The organism is Croceicoccus pelagius (genome assembly GCF_001661915.1).
Classification (GTDB): Bacteria; Pseudomonadota; Alphaproteobacteria; order Sphingomonadales; family Sphingomonadaceae; genus Croceicoccus; species Croceicoccus pelagius.
In genome coordinates this window covers 233,738-252,896 of record NZ_LYWY01000032.1, presented here as the reverse complement: position 1 = coordinate 252,896, position 19,159 = coordinate 233,738, and the positions used below count along the sequence as shown (strand labels likewise).

The following is a 19,159-nucleotide window of genomic DNA, read 5'->3' as shown; positions in this document are numbered from 1 at the left end:
TTATCGCGCAAACAACCTTAATATGAGTGATTTCATGCCCCTCGACCGATTCGATCGCCGTATCATCGCCGCGCTTCAGGAAGATGCGCGCATGACCGTGGCGCAGATTGCCGAACGGGTCTCGCTCTCGGCCACACCGGTCAGCAGACGGCTGAAAAAGCTGGAGGATGACGGGGTCATCACCGGTTATTCCCCACGGCTCGACGCGCGCAAGCTGGGCTTCCCGCTCGACGCCTACATCATGATCAACCTTCAGGCGCACAGCGACGAGATCATCGACCGGTTCGAAGGGGCGATACAGGACAACCCCTATGTCATCGCGTGTCATGCGGTGACCGGAGAGATGGACTACCTGCTGCACGTGACCGCGCGGGACATGGAACACATGTCGGAAATCACGCTGAAAACGCTGGTCCGCATCCCCGGCGTGCGCGACGTAAAATCTATCCTCGTGCTGGAAAACGTGAAGACTTCGCCCGCGCTGCCGGTGGAGTAGCTACCGCGCCTTCGCCTGCGCCGGATTACGGACCTGCCAGCGCAGCTCGCGCGTCTCACCCGCCTGCACGGTCACGCGGATCACTCGCAGCCCGTTCTGCATCGCGGTCTTGCGAGAGGGCTTGCGTACTTCCCACTGCGCGGGGTTGCCGATGGCGATCTCGGCCTCGACCGTCTCCGTGCTGTCGTTCGTGATGCTGGCGGCGAGTTCGTGCCACTTGCCGTCATGCACGTCGGTCTCGCCAAGCACGAAGCCGCGTCCTGCCTCGCATGCGACTTTCACTTGCGACGACGGCGCAATGGCGATCTCCACTTCCTGCCCCACGGCGCGGTCTTCCATCTTGTCTTCCGCGATCAGCAGCGGGCCATAGGCGCTCGGCTCGAACACGGTCACGCCGCCTGCGGGAAGCGCGCGGCCAAGGCCAAACTCGTCCTCATTCGTGCTCCGCAGCACGACATCGGCGACCATCTCGTTACCCGGCATATGCGGCATGCACGATGCGCGATGGATCAGCTTTCCCTCGACCGCGTCCAGCGTCAGGAAAGCGACCTGCTTCTGCGCGTTTGCGGCCACGGTGACAGGCATGGGCACGCGGTAGAGCTTGAGGTCGCCCAAGGCTTCCTCGGTCGCCTTCATCACGGCGGCAGGCGCGAAAGCCATTTCCTGTGCCATGACGCGGCTGCCGGTCACGACGATGGCATCGCTCATCGTCACCGGTGAGGGAGGCGGCGGAGGTGGCGGAGGGGGCGGCGGATAGTTCGTTCCGGTCGAAGTGCTGCCGATCGGGAAACAGGTGAGGCGCAGCGGTTCTCCGCGTGGCGGCGTGCCCAAATCGCGGTAATCGCTCCTGATCTCAAGCTTGCCCGCAACGGCCATCAGCTCCGCATCGGGAAAGCTCTGCCCGTTGCCGTTCGCCAGCGTCAGCCAGGCAGTGAGTTTCAAGCGGCGCTCCCGCTCCTGTCCCGCCTTTGCGAATGTCGCGACGTAATGCGCGCTCCAGTCGAAGCCCGAGGCAAGGTAGTTCAGCGTGACGGTATAAGTCCCGCCGCTCTCGCTGCGCGTATCGACACTATAGACGGGGTTGGGCGACAGCCCATTGGGCACTTCGTCGAAAGTCAGCCGTTCGGGGATGCCGGCGCATCGCACCGCTTCGTATCCGGCGTCTGTCTGCAGCACGAGGCCGCCATCGGCGCGTGTATGCACGATGGCGCGCTCGCTGGTTTCGGCGCCGGTCGCGGGATTGGTGCGCGTGATCGTGACGCGGTTGCCCAGCGTGCCGTTTACCAGCGCAGCCGGAGAGAGGATGTCGGCGTTGCGGTTCTTCTCGATCGTCCCGCCCGGAAGGCCTGTGACGATGGCGCTGACCGCGACCATGCTTTCGGCCACTCCGTCGAAGCGGATCCGGCTTTCACCCGGCGGCAGGGTGACGGTGCGCGTTTCGGAAATGAGCGCAAAACCGTTCAGCCAGTTGAGCCGCATGGGCCGGTCGCGGTCCGGATCGCGATAGACGGTGACGGCAAGGCTTTCGGGCGCCGAGGCCTCTACCACCGTGCGCGCCTCGGCCTGCGCGGGCAGGGCCAGCGCGCTTGCCGCAAGGATCAGGGGGACATGCCGCACGGGGCCGCCCTTCAATAGCGGGTTTCGTAAACGACGGTCAGTTCATAGTCGCCGTTGGCGGGCACCGGTACGGTCCACTTGCGGCGGTCGAGCCCGTCCTGCTCACCCTTCAGGTTTTCCGACACGACGCGGAAGTCGTTGCTCCAGTACCCGCGGTCGAGCCCGGCCTGCGTGACCTCTACGTTAACCGGCACGGGTCGCGCATTGGTGACGCGATAGCGCATCGTCGTGCGGTAGAAGTCTTTCGCGCGGTCGATCTGCACCTGACGCACGCGGCCGTCCTCGATCACGCGGTAGCGGGAGGAGCGTTCGTATTCCTCGGATGCGATCTTCGTGCGGGCCATGACTGTCGCCTCGACAGAGACGTCGAAGGCATCGCCGGTGCTGAGCGACAGGCGGCTGCCCATCGGGGTGTGGCCGACCGAATTCTCGCCGATGAACTGTGGCGTGCCGCGCGCATCGCGCTGGTAGAAGCGCACCGTTCCAGCCGGAAGCGCATCGCCCAGCCCGCCATTGCGCGAGGACGAGAACGCGATCTCGCTCGCCGCTTTTTGCGGCTCGTTGTCGCTCTGCAACCAGCCGATGGTGCGGGTATAGACCTTGGACGCGGGAACGGCAGTCACGTCGAGGAAGCTGACCTGCTTCGTCTGCGCGTTGGCGATCGTTGTGCGTTCATCGAGCGGATAGAGATAGAAATCGCCCAGCCGCTCGCGGTCCGCGCTCTCGGTGCCCATCGAATCGATGCTGCCGCGCGGCGGAGGCGGCGGGGAGGGGCGGCCATAGCGGTTGTTGTTCTGCGTCTGGACGTTGCCCGCGACCAACATGGTCTTCGCCGCCTCGAACGTCGTGCCGGTCTGGTTGGTCAGCGTGACCCAACCCTGCATATCGACCGTGCCCTTCACCTCGTCGTAAAGCGCGACGTAGTCGGCCGACCAGCCGAGCCCCGGCGTCAGGTAGCGCAGCGAAACGGGCCGCGTGCCGCCGCGCGTCGAATCGACCGTCACCGAAAGCGTGGGCCGTGCGCGCAAGTTGTCGGGCACTTTGTCGAAGACGGCGCGCACCGGCAGGCCGTCGTCGCGCAGCACCTCGATGCGGTTGCCGATCTGGACCACTACGCCGCCCGCGACCGAGAGAACCTTGGCCCGCTCGCGCGTTTCCGCGCCGGTGGCGGGGTTCGTGCGTACAAGAGTGATCGTCTCGCCCACCGCCTTTTCCATCAGCTTTCCGGGGGTCAACAGGTCATAGTCGAAGTTCTGTTCGACGATCGTCGTGCCTGCGGCATCGAAAGACAGCGTCTCTGCCCGGATGCGGCTCGATACGTCGGGAAACTCGATCCGCGTGCGGCCCTGGGGGATCGAAATCTGGCGCACGTCCTGAACCAGCGCCTGTCCGCTGTTGTAGATGGTGACAGCAACGTCGCCCTGCTCGCTCTTGCCCGTCGGGTCGCTCTGCCCTGCGGCCGGTGCCACGATCAGCGCCGATCCGGCGAGGGCGAAGACCGCCGAACGCACGTTGAAACCCTTTGCCACGGAACTCGTCTCCCCACTATTCGACGCCGGTATCGCACGGTTCGGCTGCAAAAGTGTGAACTTTCAGATGGCTCTTTGCTGAACAGGGCGACGTTGAAACCCGCGCATACGGGTGTTTCCGGCGATGCTTTCCGGACGCGCCGGGGCGTAGAGACGGCAAACATCGCGCCTGTGCATCGAAGGGCACAACAACGGGTTGCATCGCCAAAAAGGCGGGCCTATAGGGCGCGCTCCGGTCGGGACGTAGCGCAGCCTGGTAGCGCATCACACTGGGGGTGTGGGGGTCGGAGGTTCGAATCCTCTCGTCCCGACCAGTTTTTGTGACGCAAGATCATTTGGTGGGATGATCTTGGCCGAAAACTAACGAGCGTAAGCGACGAGCTTATTCCTACACATCGATAGATACGTAGCCCCGCGGGCCCCGTTGTCTTGCGGCGTGCCCGTGTGCAGCCTGCGCCCCTCCATTGCCACCCCATGGCAATGCTGCTAGGCGCGCGGGCTTGACCGGTTGCCCTTGAGCTCGTGCTCTTGTCTGGCGGCCGATCGATCCTATTGAAGCCGTCACAACAAGACGAAGGCCCTCCATGTCCAGCTCCATGCTTGTACTTGCCGCCGCCGCCCCTGCCGGGGGTCCTCCCGGATGGGTGCAGATCCTGCCGCTTCTCGCGATGGGCGTCATCTTCTGGTTCCTCGTGTTCCGCCCGCAGATGCGCCGCCACAAGGAACACCAGGCGAAGATCGCCGGCCTGCAGAAGGGCGATCGCGTGGTCACCGCAGGTGGTCTCGTCGGCAAGATCATCAAGCTGGACGACAACTACGTCGACATCGACCTTGGCCAGAACGTCAAGGTCAAGGCGGTGCGTTCGACCATCGGCGACGTGATTCCGCCGGGCAGCTCGGCACCGGCAAACGACTGAGATAACACGCATGCTTGATTTTCCGCGCTGGAAACGCATCTGGCTGTGGGGCCTCACGCTCGTCGGCGTGTTCCTGGCCCTGCCGTCGCTGACGATGCTGGCGGGTGAACGCTGGCCGTCCCAGCTTCCCGACCCCGAAATCAACCTCGGCCTCGACCTTGCCGGCGGCAGCCACATCCTGCTGGAAGCCGACACCGCGCAGGTTCGTTCGCTCCGCATCGAGGCGATGGAAGAGGAAGTGCGCCGCGCCCTGCGCGATGCCGATCCCGCCATTGCCATCGGCGACATCTCCACTGCGAACGGTCGCCTGTCGTTCATGGTCGAGGATGAAAGCCAGGTCGACGCGGCCCGCGAAGTGTTGCTGCCGATGACCGAGGGCGTGGGCCTGACCGGCCAGCGCGACTGGACCATCAGCGTGGTTGACGGGCAGCGCTTCATTTTCGAGCCTACCGAAGTCGGTCTGAACCAGGCCGTAGAAAACGCGATGGACACCGCGACTGACGTCGTGCGCCGCCGCATCGACGAACTGGGCACGCGCGAACCCACGATCATCCGTCAGGGCGACGAACGCATCGTCGTACAGGTTCCAGGCCTCGACGATCCGCAGGCGCTGAAGGCGCTTCTGGGCCAGACCGCGAAGCTCGAATTCAAGCTCGTCGACCAGACCGCGCTACCGACCGACATCGCGCAGGGCATCGTACCTCCGGGCAGCCAGATCCTGCCCTTCGCCCCCGACGCCAGCCAGCAGGGCGCGATCGCCGTGCGCCGCCTTGGCGGGATTCAGGGCGATCAGCTCACCAACGCGCAGCAAGGCTACGACCAGAACGGCACGCCCGTCGTCAACATCACCTTCAACCAGGAAGGTGGCCGCAAGTTCGCCGCGCTGACGACGGCCAACGTAGGCAAGCCCTTTGCCATCATCCTCGACGGCGAAGTGCTGTCCGCGCCGAACATCAACGAACCGATCCTCGGCGGCTCGGCCCAGATTTCGGGCGGGTTTTCGGTGGATAGCGCCAATGCGCTTGCCATCTCGCTGCGTTCGGGCGCCTTGCCGATCGACCTTCAGGTCGTGGAAGAACGCACCGTCGGGCCTGACCTTGGTGCCGACTCGATCCGCAAGGGCGTGCTCGCGCTGATCATCGGCGGCGCGGCCGTGCTCGCCTTCATGTTCGCAAGCTATGGCCGCTTCGGCCTTTATGCGAATGCCGCGATCCTTCTCAACGTGCTGATCATCCTCGGCATCATGGCGGCGCTGGGGACCACGCTCACCCTGCCGGGCATCGCCGGTTTCGTTCTTACCATCGGTACCGCGGTCGACGCCAACGTGCTGATCAACGAACGCATCCGCGAGGAACGACGGCGCGGACGCCGCGTCGTGCAGGCTGTCGAAGTGGGTTACCGCGAGGCACAGCGCGCGATCATCGACGCCAACGTGACCAACGTGATCGCCGGCGTGCTGCTGTTCCTGTTCGGCTCCGGCCCGATCCGCGGCTTCGCCATCGTTCTCATCATCGGTATCGTGACTTCGGTCTTCACCGCCGTGACGATGACCCGCATGTGGGTGGCAGGTTACCTGCGCAAGCACCGCCCCAGCGACCTGAACATCTGAGGAGGGACGCATGAGACTTCTGAAACTCGTCCCCGACGACACGAACATAAAGTTCCTTCGCTGGCGTCTGCCGTTCTACATCGTCTCGCTGATCCTGATGGCGGCTAGCTGGGGTGCGGTGCTGACCAACGGACTCAACCTCGGCGTCGACTTCGTCGGCGGCCAGATGATCCGCGCGACTTTCGTTGAAAGCACCGAGGCACCCGTTGCCGACCTTCGCGACGATATCGCGGGGCTGGGCTATGGCGCGCCAATCATCCAGCGTTTCGGCCAGCCGAACGAGGTATCGATCCGCATGCGCCTGCCTGAAGGGCAGGACGCGGCGCAGGTCAAGGACCTCGCCGACCGGATGACCAACGCCATCGTCGGCGAAATGGAAGCGAAGCACCCCGGCGTGCGTATCGACGGCGTCGATTCGGTGTCGGGCAAGGTGTCGAGCGAACTTTTCGAAACCGGCATGCTCGCGCTGTTGGCCGCGATGGTCGCGATTGCCATCTACATCTGGGTCCGCTTCGAATGGCAGTTCGGCGTGGGTGCCCTGTTCGCGCTGGTCCACGACGTTTCGCTGACGCTCGGCCTTTTCGCGCTGACGCAGATGGAGTTCGACCTCAACATCGTCGCCGCCATCCTTGCGATCATCGGCTATTCGCTGAACGACACGATCGTCGTCTACGACCGTGTCCGCGAAAACCTGAAGAAGTATCGCAAGATGCCGATGGAAGAGCTTCTCGACCTGTCGGTGAACGAGACGCTTCCGCGCACGATCATGACGTCGTTGACGACGTTGATGGTGCTGGTCGCGCTGATGTTCGTCGGCCCGGCAACGACCTTCGGTTTTGCTGCCGCGATCGCGTTCGGCATTTTCGTCGGTACGTATTCGTCGATCTACATGGCGGCTCCGATCCTGATCTGGCTCAAGGTCACGTCGGACAGCTTCGTCCCGCGTGAAAGCGCGACCGACAAGCAGGAAAAGATCGCCCGCGGCGAAGTCTGACCGGCGGTCCGCTCCGCCCTTGCGGCGGGACGATTTCCGGCATTCGCGGATTGTGTGCTAGTCTCGGCTTCCAATGGGAAAGGAGGCCGAGAATGGCACACGACAACCGCTATCAGGCAGAGCTGAAGAACCTGCTGGCCGAAATGCGCGACCACCCCGAACGCAACCATGACGCGAACCGGCAGCGCGTCGCGGTGCTGCGCAAGATGGTCGAAGCCGAAAACGCCTAAAGCATACGCACCAGCATAACGCCGAGCGCGACCCAGGCCGGGTCCTTGACCACGGCCTGGCGTTGGCCGGCACCGGGCGGCAGGATCGCCACGAAGTTCGCATCGCGGTCGATCAGCCTGCCGAACACGAACCGCCCGCCCGGACGCGGGACCAGCACGTCGCGGTTGATTGCCTGCGCCGTTTCCTCCGGTTTCAGCTCGCGCAGCCACAGCCGGTCTCCGGGCCGGTATTCGCCTTGCGCGACATCGATTTCCAGCACCCCCATCGGCGCATCGCCCAGAAGAACCTGCGGCGGCACCGCCTCGCGCGGGCGGGTCAGCGCCTCGGGGCCTTCCGCGCCCAGCCTCGCCACGACCATCGGCGCCGCCTTCGCCTCGCTGGTCAGCAGCGCTTCTGGATCTACGCCGAGCGCGCCGGCAATTCGGTTCAGCCAGTCGATCGACAGCGTGCGGGTGCCGGTTTCCAGCCGCCCGATCGTCTGCGGCGTCGTCGGCGGCGAACAGGCGAGGGCGAGATCGGAGAGGGTCATGCCCTTGTCCTTGCGGATGGCGCGGATGCGGTTGATCATCGGGGCAGGCTCCGAAAGCAAATAACCTATCTGGTGTTATTTTCCTACAGAATGAACCGAGGCGCAAGAGGGCGGCGCATCTTGTCCAGAAGGGAGAGTCACCGGATGAGCCAGCCCGACAGTGCCCACTACGTCACCCGCGAACTGACCAGCGAAGGCCCGCGCCGTACGTCGGCCAAGTACAAGGGCGGCGCGCCGAAACGCGGGCGCAGCGTCACCGTCAACTTGCGCGAAAGCCCGCTCAGCTGGCTCTACGCGCGCGGGCACTTGTCCGAACGCCAGTACAATGCGGGGGAACGCCTACGCGCCGACTGGGAACGTGCACAGCTGGCGCCCTCGATCACGATGAGCTGGAACCCGGTGCGCGTCGACGGCGGCAAGCGCGATGCGGATCTTACGCCCTCCGAACGCCAGCTTGCCGCCAAGCGCCGCTTCGACGAGGCGACGGCCCAGGCAGGGCCGGGCCTGTCCGACATCCTGTGGCGGGTGGCTTGTGCGGGCGAGAGTTTGCCCGATGCGGAAAAGGCGCTGTCATGGCCCGCGCGCAGCGGCAAGCTGGTGCTCGGCCTCGCGCTCGACAGGGTGGCGGATTACTACCGGATGGCATGAGGTGCACAGGCGGCGCGCTTTTGCTTGAGCGCGCCCGTCCTTGCTGGCACATGGTTTCCCCTGCAACCAAGTAACGGGGAAGACAGCCTCTCATGCATCGCCGCCAGTTCATCGCCACAGGCTCTGTCGCCGCCATTGCCGCCGCCGCGCCCCGCGCTGCATTCGCGCAGGCCGATGCCGCCTCACAGCTCGATACCGTGCTCGACGCGGCTTACTGGGGCGACCAGCAATTGAGCCCCGAATCGCTGACCAGCGCGGGGTTGGACGATGGCCGCTTTGCCTGGGCGCGCCACGCGATCGACAACTACGGCGCGGGCGGGACGAAGGCACGCATGGCGCAGGCGGCCAACGTGCTCGAAAGCCTGAAACGCGTTCCCGAAAGCAGCCTGAGCCAGGCCAAGCGGACCCAGCGCGCTGTTGCCATCGACATGATGGAAAAGCGCCTTCTGGCCGCGAAATACGACTTGCCGAGCGTGGGCACGCCCTTCATCGTCGAACACCGCAGCGGCGCCTATGTCTCGGTGCCGGTCATGCTCGACACGCAGCATCCGGTCGAAACGACCGACGATGCCGAGGCCTATCTCGACCGGCTCGACGCCTTTGCGGGCGAACTGGATGCGGAAACCGAATATCAGAAGGCGCAAGGCGCGCGTGGGTATCTGCCGCCGGTCTGGTCGCTGGAGATCACGGCGAACCAGATCGATTCGCTGATGGCGGCCAAGCCGGCCGACAGCGACATGGTGTCCTCGCTTGCCACCCGCACTGCCGAAAAGGGCATCGAGGGCGACTGGGCGACGCGTGCTGCGAAGATTCTGGAAGACCGCGTCTATCCCGCGCTTGCCCGCCAGTCCGGGGCGATGCGCGCGCTGAAGGCCGACACTCCCGCAGGCGACGGCGCATGGCGCCTGCCGCGCGGTGAGGAGATCTATGCCGACGCGCTGAAGCTCTTCACGACGACGGACATGATCCCCGAGGAAATCCATCAGGTCGGTCTGCGGCAGGTTGCCGAACTGCACGCCGAGCTGGACCCGCTTTTGAAAAGCGCCGGCCTGACCAAAGGGTCGGTCGGCGCGCGGCTGGCCGAACTCACCAATCGGCCGGACCAGCTCTATCCCAACACGCCTGCGGGCAAGGCCGATCTGCTGGAAAGCCTCAACGTGCAGACCGAGGCCCTGATGAAAAAGCTGCCGCAGGCGTTCAACACGGTGCCGACGCAGCCGCTGGAAATCCGCGCCGTGCCTGAGGCGATCCAGGATGGCGCATCGGGAGGCTACTACCATCGCCCCTCGCTCGACGGTTCGCGGCCCGGCATCTACTGGATCAACCTCAAGAACACGGCGAACTGGCCGAAGTTCTTTCTGCCCGCGCTGACCTACCACGAAGGTGTGCCGGGCCATCACCTGCACGGCAGCCTGATGCAGCAGGCCGAAGACCTGCCGCTGCTGCTGAAGAGCTACTTCATCTCCGCCTATGGCGAGGGCTGGGCACTCTATGCAGAGCAGGTGGCGAACGAACTGGGCGGCTATACCGGCCTGCAGCAGATCGGTCGCCTGCAGTCGTGGCTCTACCGCGCGACACGGCTCGTGACCGATACCGGCTTGCACTACAAGAAGTGGGACCTTGCGAAGGCGACCGACTATTTCCAGAACACGATCGGCCTGACCTACGATCGTTCGCTGGGCGAGACGCAGCGTTACTGTGTGTTGCCGGGCCAGGCATGCAGCTACAAGATCGGTCAGAACAAGTGGATGGACCTGCGCGCCAAGGCAGAGCGGGAGCTTGGCGACAGATTCGTGCTCGGCCGGTTTCATGATATTCTTCTCGAAGGCGTGATGCCGCTGAACCTGCTGGAGAAGCGGGTCGACGCCTTCATCGCCCGCGAAAGCGGAACCTGACGCCGCCACGCCATTTGTAAGGCGCTTGCCTTAACCTGTTTGCAGGCTATAGCTGCCTCCAAGAACGGGAGAGGCATGTGGCAGACAGGATCAGGGTTTTCGCGGCAGTGAAGGGGCATGCCTTCGATCGCAACGCGTTCGAGGACATGCTGCGCGCTTGCGGGGCGGAACCGACCATCGTGGACCAGCCTGCCGCATCCGACCTGATCGCGAACGGGCTGGTCGAGGATTACGACGCGGTGGTCCTGCACGACATGTGGGGGCTCGATTTCCGCGCCCCGCGCGAGGAACGGCCCGTGCCGGTGGAGCCTGATGCGGCGCTCGTCGCGGGGTGGGAGCGGCTGACGCAGCGCGGGATCGGTATCGTGGCGCTTCACCACGCGATTGCCTCGTGGCCATCGTGGGAGGGCTATGCGCAGATGCTGGGCGGGCGCTTCCTTTATCGTGAGGGCGTGCTTGGCGGAACGGCGCGTCAGGACAGCGGCTATCTGCCCGATGCGCAGTACGAGGCGGGCGTTGTCGAGCATCCCGTCACTGCGGGCGTGCCCTCGCGTTTCGCGCTCTCGGACGAGCTTTACGCCATGGAATATGTCGGCGAGGTCGAACCGCTCCTGACGCTCGAAACCGAAATCGAGGATGCGCGGTTCATCTCCGCGAAGAACGCGGTGCGCCGGATTGAGGGCGCAGCATGGTCGCCACCCGCGCGCAGCCCGCTGCTCGGCTGGGCGAAGCGGGCGGACAACAGCCGCGTCGTCTATCTCCAGCCCGGCGACAGCGGCGCGACGTTCGGCGATGCCAACTACCGCATGCTGGTCGCCAACGCGCTGGCCTGGACCACGCGCCGGCTGTCTGCCTGAAGCGCTTAGCCCTTCGCCGTGAAAGTCAGCGGCAGCTTGCGCAGCGGGAGCGTCAGGAAGTTGGGCTCGTGGATCGGCTTTTCGAGCGGCGCCGCCAGCCTGATGTCGTCCAGCCTGTCGAGCATGGCGAGCACGCCGGTCGCGATCTCCGCGCGGGCGAGCGGTGCGCCGACGCAGAAGTGCGGGCCGGCCCCGAAAGCAAGGTGGGTGCCCGAGTTCTTGCGCGCCATGTCGAACTGGTGCGGGCATTCGAATTTCGCCGCGTCGCGATTGGCCGCGCCATAGCGGACGATGACGACCGAATCCTTCGGGATCAGCGTTCCGGCCAGTTCGACATCGCGCGTCGCGCGGCGGCGCAGGCCCTGCGTCGGGCTTTCGAAGCGGATCACTTCCTCGACGAAATTCTTCACGCGCGAACGGTCTTCGCGAAGGGCCTGCATCTGGTCGGGATGATTGACCAGTTGCAGCATCGCGTGGCCAAGCGACGTCGTCGTCGATTCGAAGCCGCCGCCGATCAACTGGCTCATCACCGATTGCAGTTCCGCCATCGACAGCGGTTCCTCGGTATCGCGGTGCGCGTGGACGAGCGCGGAGACGAGATCGTCGCGCGGGTTTGCGCGCCGTTCCTCGAACAGGCGCGCAAGGTGGTGTTGCGCCTCAAGTTCGATATCCGCGTTGGCCTTCAGCTCGTCCGCCGTCATCACCGTGGAGGCAGGCGCCAGCATCGCATCGGCCCAGCGGCGGAACGTGCCGACATCGCCTGAATCGAGGCCCATCTGCTCGGCCAGGATGATGCCGGGCAGAAGCACCGCGAAATCGGCAATGAACTCGCACTCGCCGCGGGCGGCGAAGCCGTCGATCAGGGTGTGGGCGACTTCCTCGATGTGGCCGGTCAACTCGCGCACGCGGCTCATCGTGAACACGCGGTCGACCAGCTTGCGATAACGCGAGTGAACCGGCGCATCGGTGCGCTGCAACGTCTGGATGTGCGGCCAGCCGTGCGCGTCGAGATAATCGTGCAGCACGGCAGAGTTCTCCTCACCCTGCAACGATGCGCGGTCGACGTTGTTCGAGAAAGTCTCCGGGTCGGTCAGCACGCGGCGAAGATCGTCATAACGGGTCACCACGAAGAAGCCGGTTTCGGGCATCCGGTAGATGCCCTCCTGCGCCTGCATCATGGCGTAGGCGTCGAACGGATCGCTCTGCACTGCGGGGTCGAGCAGGCTGGGGACGGCAGGTTCCGAGCCCTCGTGCGTGGTCATTCTAGGTTCCTTCCCGAGGTCATCTTTATGCCCCGATGGTGGTGCAATCGCCTTACTCTATCAAGCGAAAATTCTATATTCTTGCGTAAATTGCTGGTTTTTACGCCAATTACGCCTCAAAAATAAAAGCACTTGCCTTAAAATAGATTCGCTCTATGCCTTTGCGAACTGCGCAAAGACGCGACCCGGAAATCCCGCAGACAGACAAGCGGGACCGGCAATGGGAGAGGACGGATGTTGCAAGGATCAGATCTCGTGCGCGGTCGGCGCACACTCACTTCGGTACTGGCCATCGCATGTGCCTGTGGTGCGGCGAACACTGCCCATGCGCAGGATGCGGCTGGGGAAGACAGCGAAGCATCGACGGCGGCCAAGGGCGGCCTTTCGGAAATCATCGTCACGGCGCGCAAGCGCGTGGAATCGGCGCAGGATGTGCCGGTTTCCGTCACCGCGATCTCCGCTGCCGAAATCGCGGACCGCGACCTCACCAGCCTCGAACGCGTCGCCGCGGCCACGCCGCAGCTTGCCATCGGGCGCAACGCGACCGGTTCGGGCGCCCAGCTTACCCTGCGCGGGGTCGGTTCGAACTCGCTCTCGATCGGCACCGAACAGTCGATCGCGGTCATCGTCGACGGCGTCTATTACGGCCAGGGGCGCACCATTAACGAAGGTTTCTTCGACCTTGGCGGGATCGAGATCCTGAAAGGTCCGCAGTCGCTGTTCTTCGGCAAGAACGCGACCGCAGGCGTCATCTCGATCACGACCGCCAATCCCACCGATTATTTCACGGCTTCATCGCGCACGTCGTACGAATTCAACGCGGGCAAGCTGAAGGAAGAGGTCGTCGTGTCCGGCCCCGTCAGCGACCGCGTGGGCTTCCGCCTTGCCGCACGGGTAGCCAAGGATTTCGGGCACCTGTTCGACAACCGCGCCGATTCGATCACATACACCACGACCGATCGCCCTGCGGCTGGCGTGACCAACGCGACGACCGATCACATCGCGACCGCCCCTTCGAACAACGGCCCGAAAGAGCGTGAGTACCTTGTGCGCGGGACGATCGACTGGGAAGCGACCGACCGGTTGACCGCGACGCTGAAGGCCAATGTCGGCTACAACCGCACATCGGGCACGTGGAACTACGCGGTCTTCGCCTGCGACGGCGGCCAGAGCCACCTGTCGCCCGGCACCCCGTGCGAGCGTGACTTCGCGCTCTATTCCAACAACATGCCCGCCGACATCGCCGCCGAAACACGCTTTGCCCGGCCCGATGGCGACAACTTCAACAAGTATTCCTCGTGGGGCGTGACCGGCACGCTGGAATATGATCTCGACGCGCTGACCATAACCTCGGTCACGAACTACCAGTGGAACCGGAACACGTGGTCGCTCGACATCGACTACCAGTCGGCATCCTCGCCCGCGCTGAACATCTGGGGTACGGAGGTTTCGGACTACAACGCCTTTTCCGAGGAACTGCGCGTGCTGAGCGACTTCGACGGGGCGTTCAACTTCCTGCTCGGCGGGTACTACCAGACGTCGGAGCGCGGGTTCGAACAGAACGTCCTGTTCGCAGGGTTTGAAAACAGCGAGGCGCCCGACGGCTTCCGCTATGTCGCCTATGCCAAGGACAGTTCGACCGAGGGCGAGACGCTTTCGGCATACGGGCAGGCGATCGTCGAACTGATTCCCGACACGCTCGAGATCACCGGCGGCGCGCGGTACATCCACGAAACCAAGGACAGCATCTTCGTCCAGCCTTACGCGCACCCGCTGCTGGCCGGCTCGCGCTATGCCGTGGACGATCCGCTGACTGCGAAGCAGACCTTCGACAACTGGTCGCCCGAAGCAACGCTGACCTGGACGCCGAGCGAGACCGTGACCGTCTATGGCGCGTACAAGACCGCGTACAAGTCGGGCGGGTTCTCCAACTCCTCGATCCAGTCGCCGACGACGCCGCTCGAATTCTTCCTGTTCGAACCGGAAAAGGCCAAGGGTTTCGAGGTCGGTTTGAAGACCGACCTCTTGGATCGCCAGCTTCGCTTCAACGTGACGGGGTACATCTACAAGTTCACCGACCTGCAGGTGACGTATCTCGATTCCGCGGCGCTCGCGTACAACTCGATCAATGCGGGCAGTGCGAAGACGAAGGGCGTCGAGGTCGAGTTCGCCTATGCGCCCTATGCGGTGCCGGGGCTCGAATTGAGCGGCAGCGCGAACTACAACCACGCGCGTTACGGTACGGCGCTCGCGCCCTGCTACGGCGGGCAGAGCTTCGATGCTGGCTGTATCCCGAACCTGCTCAGCATCGGTACTCCGGGCCAGGATCTTGACGGAAAGCCCACTTCGGATGCGCCGGACTGGACCGGTTCGCTCGGCGCGCGGTACGAAGCCGATCTCAACCAGTCGATGAAGTACGGCCTCTCGGTCAACGCGCGCTACAGCTCCGACTACCTGCCCTCGGCCTTTGGTGCCCCGCTTTCGCGGCAGGACGAATATGTCTCGCTAGATGCCGGTGTCCGTTTCGGGGCGATCGACGATACTTGGCAGCTCGCGCTCATCGGCAAGAACCTTACCAACCAGTTTGTCGCCACCGGCGTGACAGACGGCAGCGGCACCGGTTCCGGCACAGGCACGAACATGGCGGTCCCGGCCGATCAGGTGGGCTTTATTTCGATGCCGCGAACGGTCACCTTGCAGTTGACGCTGCAGATCCCCTGAAGACGGAACTGACGGAACTATCGTGAACGACGAAACAATGCCTCCCGCCGCGCCCGATAACCTCACGGTGGGAGGCACCCTGGTTTGCGCCGCCGAACGCTTCGGCGAACGGCGCGCGCTGATCTATTCGGGCAGGCAGGCAAGCTGGGACGATCTTCTTGCGCTTGCCGTCGAACGCGGGCGGGCGCTGATCGGCCTGGGCGTGGGCAAGGACGACCATGTCGGCGTGCTGATGCCCAACTGCTTCGAATACGTTGTTCTATACCTCGCCACCCAGATGATCGGGGCGCGGGCGGTCCTGCTGAACGCGCGTTACCGGTCGGACGATTTGCGTTATGTCATCCCCAAGGCGCGCGTGCGCTTCCTGTTCGTGGGCGGGCAGGCAACCAGTTTTTGCGATTATCGCCCGATGCTGGAGGAAGCTTTCCCGGGCATCCTTGAAGACAGGGTGAGCAATGACGGGCGTATCGAACACGCCGACCTTCCCGACCTCGAGCGCGTGATCGAGATCGGCGAGGAGCGGCCCGGCCACTGGATGGACGAGGCTGCTCTCAACGACCTTGCCGCACAGGCGAGCGATCTCGACGTCATGCGCCGCGCGGGGCAGGTTCTGCCCGACGACATCGGCCTCATGATCTTTTCCTCGGGCACGACATCCCGGCCCAAGGCCTGCATGCTCGCGCACCGTTCGCTGTGCCTGACGGGTGCGAGCATGGGCAAACGCTTCGCCCTTACCGAAAACGATCTCGTCTGGGATCCGCTGCCCCTGTTCCACATGTCGACGATCCTGCCGCTGGCGGGCTGCCGCGCGACGGGCGCGTGCTTCATGGGTATGGACCATTTCGACGCCGATACTGCGATGGACATGCTGATCCGCGAAAGGCCGACGGTCCACTATGCCGGTTTTCCGACGATCATTGGCGCGTTGGTCGGCCACCCGCGCTTTGCCGAGTACGACCAGTCGCGTCTGCGCATCAATCACGTCGTCGGCGCGCCCGATCTGCTGCGCCGCTTTGCGCAGGACTTTCCCGGTGCAGTGCCGGTCAATTCCTACGGGTTGACCGAGGCGACCGGCGTACCGTGCTATTCCGAACTCGACGATGATCGCGAATACCTTTTCACGACGAGCGGACGGCTCTTCGACGGGATGGAGGCGCGGATCGAAGGGCCCGACGGCGAAACGCTCCCCACCGGTCAGCCGGGCGAGATATGCCTGCGCGGCAATGCCGTTTTCGCCGGATATTACGATGACGATGCCGCCACGAAAGAGGCGGTGGACGAGGATGGCTGGCTGCACACCGGCGACCTCGGCCAGATCGTCGAGGGCGGCAGGCTGGTCTATGAAGGGCGGCTCAAGGACATGCTCAAGATCGGGGGCGAGAATGTCGCCGCGGTCGAACTGGAAAGCTTTCTCATGACACATCCGGGCGTCCGCATGGCGCAAGTGGTGGGTGTGCCCGACGACCGGCTGATGGAAGTCGCCTGCGCCTATATCGAGTGCATGCCCGGCGCCGAACTTTCGGCAGAAGACATCGTCGGCCACTGCGACGGTGCGATCGCAAGCTACAAGATCCCGCGCTACGTCCGCTTCGTCGACGAATGGCCGATGAGCGCGACGAAAGTGCAGAAGTTCAAATTGCTGCGCCAGTTCGAGCCGCATTCCAAGATTGAACCGCGCCGCCAGAAGGCCGCGCGATGACCCCCGTCATTACCGAGACGCCGCCCGCAGGACACGCACCAGCCGGCCCTGCCTCTGCCGGCACCGTCGGCTGGGACGCATGGGGCATGATCGTGATCCTGACGCTGGCCTATACCGTCAGCTTCATCGACCGGCAGGTGCTCAACCTGCTGGTCGAACCATTGAAGCTTGCGTTCGATCTGTCCGACACCCGCCTCAGCCTGTTGCAGGGGCTGTCGTTTACGCTGGCCTATGTCGTGTGCAGCCCGCTGATGGGGCGGCTGGCCGATACCTCGAACCGGCGCAACATCCTTGTCGGCGGCGTCGCTTTGTGGAGCCTGGCGACCGCGCTTTGCGGGTTGTCGCGGTCCTATTGGCAACTGTTCGCCGCGCGCACCGGCGTCGGCGCGGCAGAGGCCAGCCTGACCCCTGCGGCATGGTCGATCATCGCAGATCGGTTCCCCGCGCACCTGATGCCGCGCGCGCTGTCGATCTTCATGATGGGGCCGTACCTTGGCGGCGGGCTGGCGCTGATTTTCGGTGGGCTGCTGCTCGAATATGCCGAGGGGCGCAATTTTCCCTTTCTTGCGCCTTGGCAGTTCGTGTTCCTTGCCGTCGCGGTGCCGGGCCTGCTGATCGCGGCGGCGCTGATGCTGTTCGTGCGCGAACCGGTACGCAAGCTGACGGCGGGCGAGGACGAGAATACCGCCATGCCGCTCGCCGAAGTCGGTCGCCGCTTCAAGGCCAATGGCCGCTTCTACTTCTGCTTTTACGGGGGGATGAGCGGGATCGTCATCACGCTCTATGCCTTCCCCGCATGGATGCCCGCCGTATTGATGCGCCAGTTCGGGGCAGAGGCCGCAACGGTAGGCGTCCAGTACGGCGCGCTCGTCCTTATCGGCGGGTCGGCCGGGGTTCTGACCGGGCCGTTGGTGGCGCGCTGGCTGGAAAAGCGTGGGAGGCTCGACGCACTGATGATCGTGCCGCTGATCTCGGCTGCGGCTGTCGCGGTGCTGTCGGCGCTGCTCTGGTGGGCCGGGTCCTATGGCGCCGCGCTGGCGCTGGGCGGCCTGGCCAGCTTTGCCTATTCTCTGCCGATGGCGGGTGCCTCGGCTGCGCTGCAGATCGTGACGCCCAACCGCATGCGCGGCATGGCGAGCGCGTTATACGTGTTCATCATCTCGGTCGTCGGGCTTGGCACCGCGCCGACGATCGTCGCGCTCATCACCGACAGGATCTTCGCCGACGAAAGCATGGTCGGCCACGCGTTGGGCGTAACTTGCGCTGTGTCGGCGGTGATCGGCTTTGTGCTGCTGTGGCTGGCGCAGAAGGAATATGCACGCCTGATCAGTGATCAGGGCCTGGTCGGCGATCAGGGCTGACCTTCGGAAATGGTGAACAGCGGCGGACCATCGTGGCGATAGGGGGCGACCAGCGCCGCCGTCATCATGTCGAGGGTGTCGTCGACCAACGTGTTCAGGGAAATGCCCTGTTCGGCGGTTGGGAACCCGCTGTCCCGGCGCATCAGCATGTTGAGGAACATGAGCTTGACCAGCCCTACGCGAAGCCGGAACGGTTGCGGCGGCACGTGCTCGCAGCTTTTTGCCAGCAGTTCGCGGACACGACGCAGCGCCGGAACGGGCGCTTCGGGCCGATCGTAAGGGTGGGGAATGCCCTCGGCGCGCGAACGGGTCAGGTACTGGGCAAGAAACGCGGAATAGGGATGCGCGCCGTTGTCGTCGCAGATCGACAGGTGCGGCAGGACAAGCACCTGCAGCAGGGTGCGCGGGTTGGCGATCTGTCCGGCCGCTTCGGCCTTGGCCAGCATGTCGGTACGCATCGGCTCGAACATCTGCGACCGGTAGTCGAAAATGTCGTAGACCAGCTGTTCTTTGCTGCCGAAATGGTACTGGACCGCGGTGTTGTTGCCCTGTCCGGCCGCCGCCGCGATCTCGCGCAGCGCGACACCGTCGATACCGCTGTTTGCAAACAGGATTTCCGCCGCTTCCATGATGCGGATGCGGGTTGCCTCCGCCGCCCTTGTCCGGCGGCGCTTTCTGGTTGGGTTGCTGTCCATCGGTCCCCGTTATTCCCTTTCCGCGGGATACATGACAGCGAAAAAGACGACAAGGCTTAAGGCGTACGCCTTATGCGGCGGCGCAGACAATCGAGAGGA

At 64.4% G+C, this 19,159-nt stretch carries 16 protein-coding genes and 1 tRNA gene; 12 read left to right on the top strand and 5 right to left on the bottom strand.

The annotated features are described in order from the left end of the window. Positions 1–34: 34 nt before the first annotated feature. The gene (locus A9D15_RS06790) at positions 35–496 is read left to right on the top strand and encodes an Lrp/AsnC family transcriptional regulator (protein ID WP_066763308.1); all 462 of its coding nucleotides are present in this window, start codon (positions 35–37) and stop codon (positions 494–496) included. On the opposite strand, the gene A9D15_RS06785 is transcribed toward A9D15_RS06790, so the two are convergent. Together A9D15_RS06785 and A9D15_RS06780 are read right to left on the bottom strand one after the other, a co-directional pair. After that, positions 497–2,113 (bottom strand): DUF4139 domain-containing protein, encoded by a 1,617-nt coding sequence (locus A9D15_RS06785; protein WP_156521680.1) that lies wholly within the window; start codon positions 2,111–2,113, stop codon positions 497–499. A gap of 11 nt (positions 2,114–2,124) precedes the next feature. Then, complete coding sequence (locus A9D15_RS06780) at positions 2,125–3,642, bottom strand: DUF4139 domain-containing protein (protein WP_373283481.1); 1,518 nt, start codon at positions 3,640–3,642, stop codon at positions 2,125–2,127. 237 nt (positions 3,643–3,879) lie between these two features. On the opposite strand from A9D15_RS06780, the gene A9D15_RS06775 reads away from it, so the two are divergent. From A9D15_RS06775 to A9D15_RS16485, 5 genes are all read left to right on the top strand, one after another. Further along, positions 3,880–3,956 (top strand) — tRNA-Pro (locus A9D15_RS06775). A 270-nt stretch (positions 3,957–4,226) separates the two neighbouring features. Beyond that, on the top strand, positions 4,227–4,559 hold the full coding sequence (yajC, locus tag A9D15_RS06770) for a preprotein translocase subunit YajC (RefSeq protein WP_066763300.1): 333 nt from the start codon (positions 4,227–4,229) through the stop codon (positions 4,557–4,559). A 10-nt stretch (positions 4,560–4,569) separates the two neighbouring features. Then, positions 4,570–6,168 carry a protein translocase subunit SecD gene (gene secD / locus A9D15_RS06765; protein ID WP_066763299.1) on the top strand — a complete coding sequence of 533 codons (1,599 nt, stop codon included), beginning with the start codon at positions 4,570–4,572 and terminating at the stop codon, positions 6,166–6,168. A 10-nt stretch (positions 6,169–6,178) separates the two neighbouring features. Continuing rightward, positions 6,179–7,162, top strand: a complete 984-nt coding sequence (gene secF / locus A9D15_RS06760) for a protein translocase subunit SecF (protein WP_066763293.1) — start codon at positions 6,179–6,181, stop codon at positions 7,160–7,162. A gap of 92 nt (positions 7,163–7,254) precedes the next feature. Beyond that, complete coding sequence (locus A9D15_RS16485) at positions 7,255–7,392, top strand: hypothetical protein (protein ID WP_156521679.1); 138 nt, start codon at positions 7,255–7,257, stop codon at positions 7,390–7,392. Here the strand turns inward: A9D15_RS16485 and A9D15_RS06755 are convergent. Next, complete coding sequence (locus tag A9D15_RS06755; RefSeq protein WP_066763291.1) at positions 7,389–7,961, bottom strand: helix-turn-helix domain-containing protein; 573 nt, start codon at positions 7,959–7,961, stop codon at positions 7,389–7,391. The genes A9D15_RS16485 and A9D15_RS06755 overlap by 4 nt on opposite strands. Positions 7,962–8,066: 105 nt before the next feature. Here A9D15_RS06755 and A9D15_RS06750 point away from each other — a divergent pair, with 105 nt between their 5' ends. The 3 genes from A9D15_RS06750 (at position 8,067) to A9D15_RS06740 (ending at position 11,322) form a co-directional block, all read left to right on the top strand. Beyond that, positions 8,067–8,570: a DUF6456 domain-containing protein gene (locus A9D15_RS06750; RefSeq protein WP_066763289.1), complete on the top strand. Its 504-nt coding sequence runs from the start codon at positions 8,067–8,069 to the stop codon at positions 8,568–8,570. A gap of 92 nt (positions 8,571–8,662) precedes the next feature. Next, positions 8,663–10,465, top strand: a complete 1,803-nt coding sequence (locus A9D15_RS06745; RefSeq protein ID WP_066763287.1) for a DUF885 domain-containing protein — start codon at positions 8,663–8,665, stop codon at positions 10,463–10,465. Positions 10,466–10,542: 77 nt separating this feature from the next. Further along, on the top strand, positions 10,543–11,322 hold the full coding sequence (locus A9D15_RS06740) for a ThuA domain-containing protein (RefSeq protein WP_082924307.1): 780 nt from the start codon (positions 10,543–10,545) through the stop codon (positions 11,320–11,322). Between the two features lie 5 nt (positions 11,323–11,327). Here the strand turns inward: A9D15_RS06740 and A9D15_RS06735 are convergent, their stop codons facing one another. After that, complete coding sequence (locus A9D15_RS06735; protein WP_066763283.1) at positions 11,328–12,584, bottom strand: cytochrome P450; 1,257 nt, start codon at positions 12,582–12,584, stop codon at positions 11,328–11,330. A gap of 255 nt (positions 12,585–12,839) precedes the next feature. Between A9D15_RS06735 and A9D15_RS06730 the strand changes: the two genes are divergently transcribed. From A9D15_RS06730 to A9D15_RS06720, 3 genes are read left to right on the top strand one after another with little or no spacing between them, the layout of a single operon-like run. Continuing rightward, positions 12,840–15,305: a TonB-dependent receptor gene (locus A9D15_RS06730; RefSeq protein WP_229660313.1), complete on the top strand. Its 2,466-nt coding sequence runs from the start codon at positions 12,840–12,842 to the stop codon at positions 15,303–15,305. Positions 15,306–15,327: 22 nt separating this feature from the next. After that, positions 15,328–17,004: an AMP-binding protein gene (locus A9D15_RS06725; RefSeq protein ID WP_066763279.1), complete on the top strand. Its 1,677-nt coding sequence runs from the start codon at positions 15,328–15,330 to the stop codon at positions 17,002–17,004. After that, a complete protein-coding gene (locus A9D15_RS06720) occupies positions 17,001–18,365 on the top strand; it encodes a spinster family MFS transporter (protein WP_066763276.1) in 1,365 nt (454 codons plus the stop codon). The genes A9D15_RS06725 and A9D15_RS06720 overlap by 4 nt, the downstream gene beginning before the upstream one ends. On the opposite strand, the gene A9D15_RS06715 is transcribed toward A9D15_RS06720, so the two are convergent. Continuing rightward, the gene (locus A9D15_RS06715; RefSeq protein WP_066763275.1) at positions 18,356–19,060 is read right to left on the bottom strand and encodes a TetR/AcrR family transcriptional regulator; all 705 of its coding nucleotides are present in this window, start codon (positions 19,058–19,060) and stop codon (positions 18,356–18,358) included. The genes A9D15_RS06720 and A9D15_RS06715 overlap by 10 nt on opposite strands. Between the last annotated feature and the right edge of the window lie 99 nt (positions 19,061–19,159).

Coding starts and splice junctions, on each gene's coding strand:
- yajC (WP_066763300.1), top strand. CDS start 4,227: ATGTCCAGCTCCATGCTTGTACTTGCCGCCGCCGCCCCTGCCGGGGGT.
- A9D15_RS06750 (WP_066763289.1), top strand. CDS start 8,067: ATGAGCCAGCCCGACAGTGCCCACTACGTCACCCGCGAACTGACCAGC.
- A9D15_RS06755 (WP_066763291.1), bottom strand. CDS start 7,961: ATGATCAACCGCATCCGCGCCATCCGCAAGGACAAGGGCATGACCCTC.
- A9D15_RS06735 (WP_066763283.1), bottom strand. CDS start 12,584: ATGACCACGCACGAGGGCTCGGAACCTGCCGTCCCCAGCCTGCTCGAC.
- A9D15_RS06790 (WP_066763308.1), top strand. CDS start 35: ATGCCCCTCGACCGATTCGATCGCCGTATCATCGCCGCGCTTCAGGAA.
- secD (WP_066763299.1), top strand. CDS start 4,570: ATGCTTGATTTTCCGCGCTGGAAACGCATCTGGCTGTGGGGCCTCACG.
- A9D15_RS06720 (WP_066763276.1), top strand. CDS start 17,001: ATGACCCCCGTCATTACCGAGACGCCGCCCGCAGGACACGCACCAGCC.
- A9D15_RS06715 (WP_066763275.1), bottom strand. CDS start 19,060: ATGGACAGCAACCCAACCAGAAAGCGCCGCCGGACAAGGGCGGCGGAG.
- A9D15_RS06745 (WP_066763287.1), top strand. CDS start 8,663: ATGCATCGCCGCCAGTTCATCGCCACAGGCTCTGTCGCCGCCATTGCC.
- secF (WP_066763293.1), top strand. CDS start 6,179: ATGAGACTTCTGAAACTCGTCCCCGACGACACGAACATAAAGTTCCTT.
- A9D15_RS16485 (WP_156521679.1), top strand. CDS start 7,255: ATGGCACACGACAACCGCTATCAGGCAGAGCTGAAGAACCTGCTGGCC.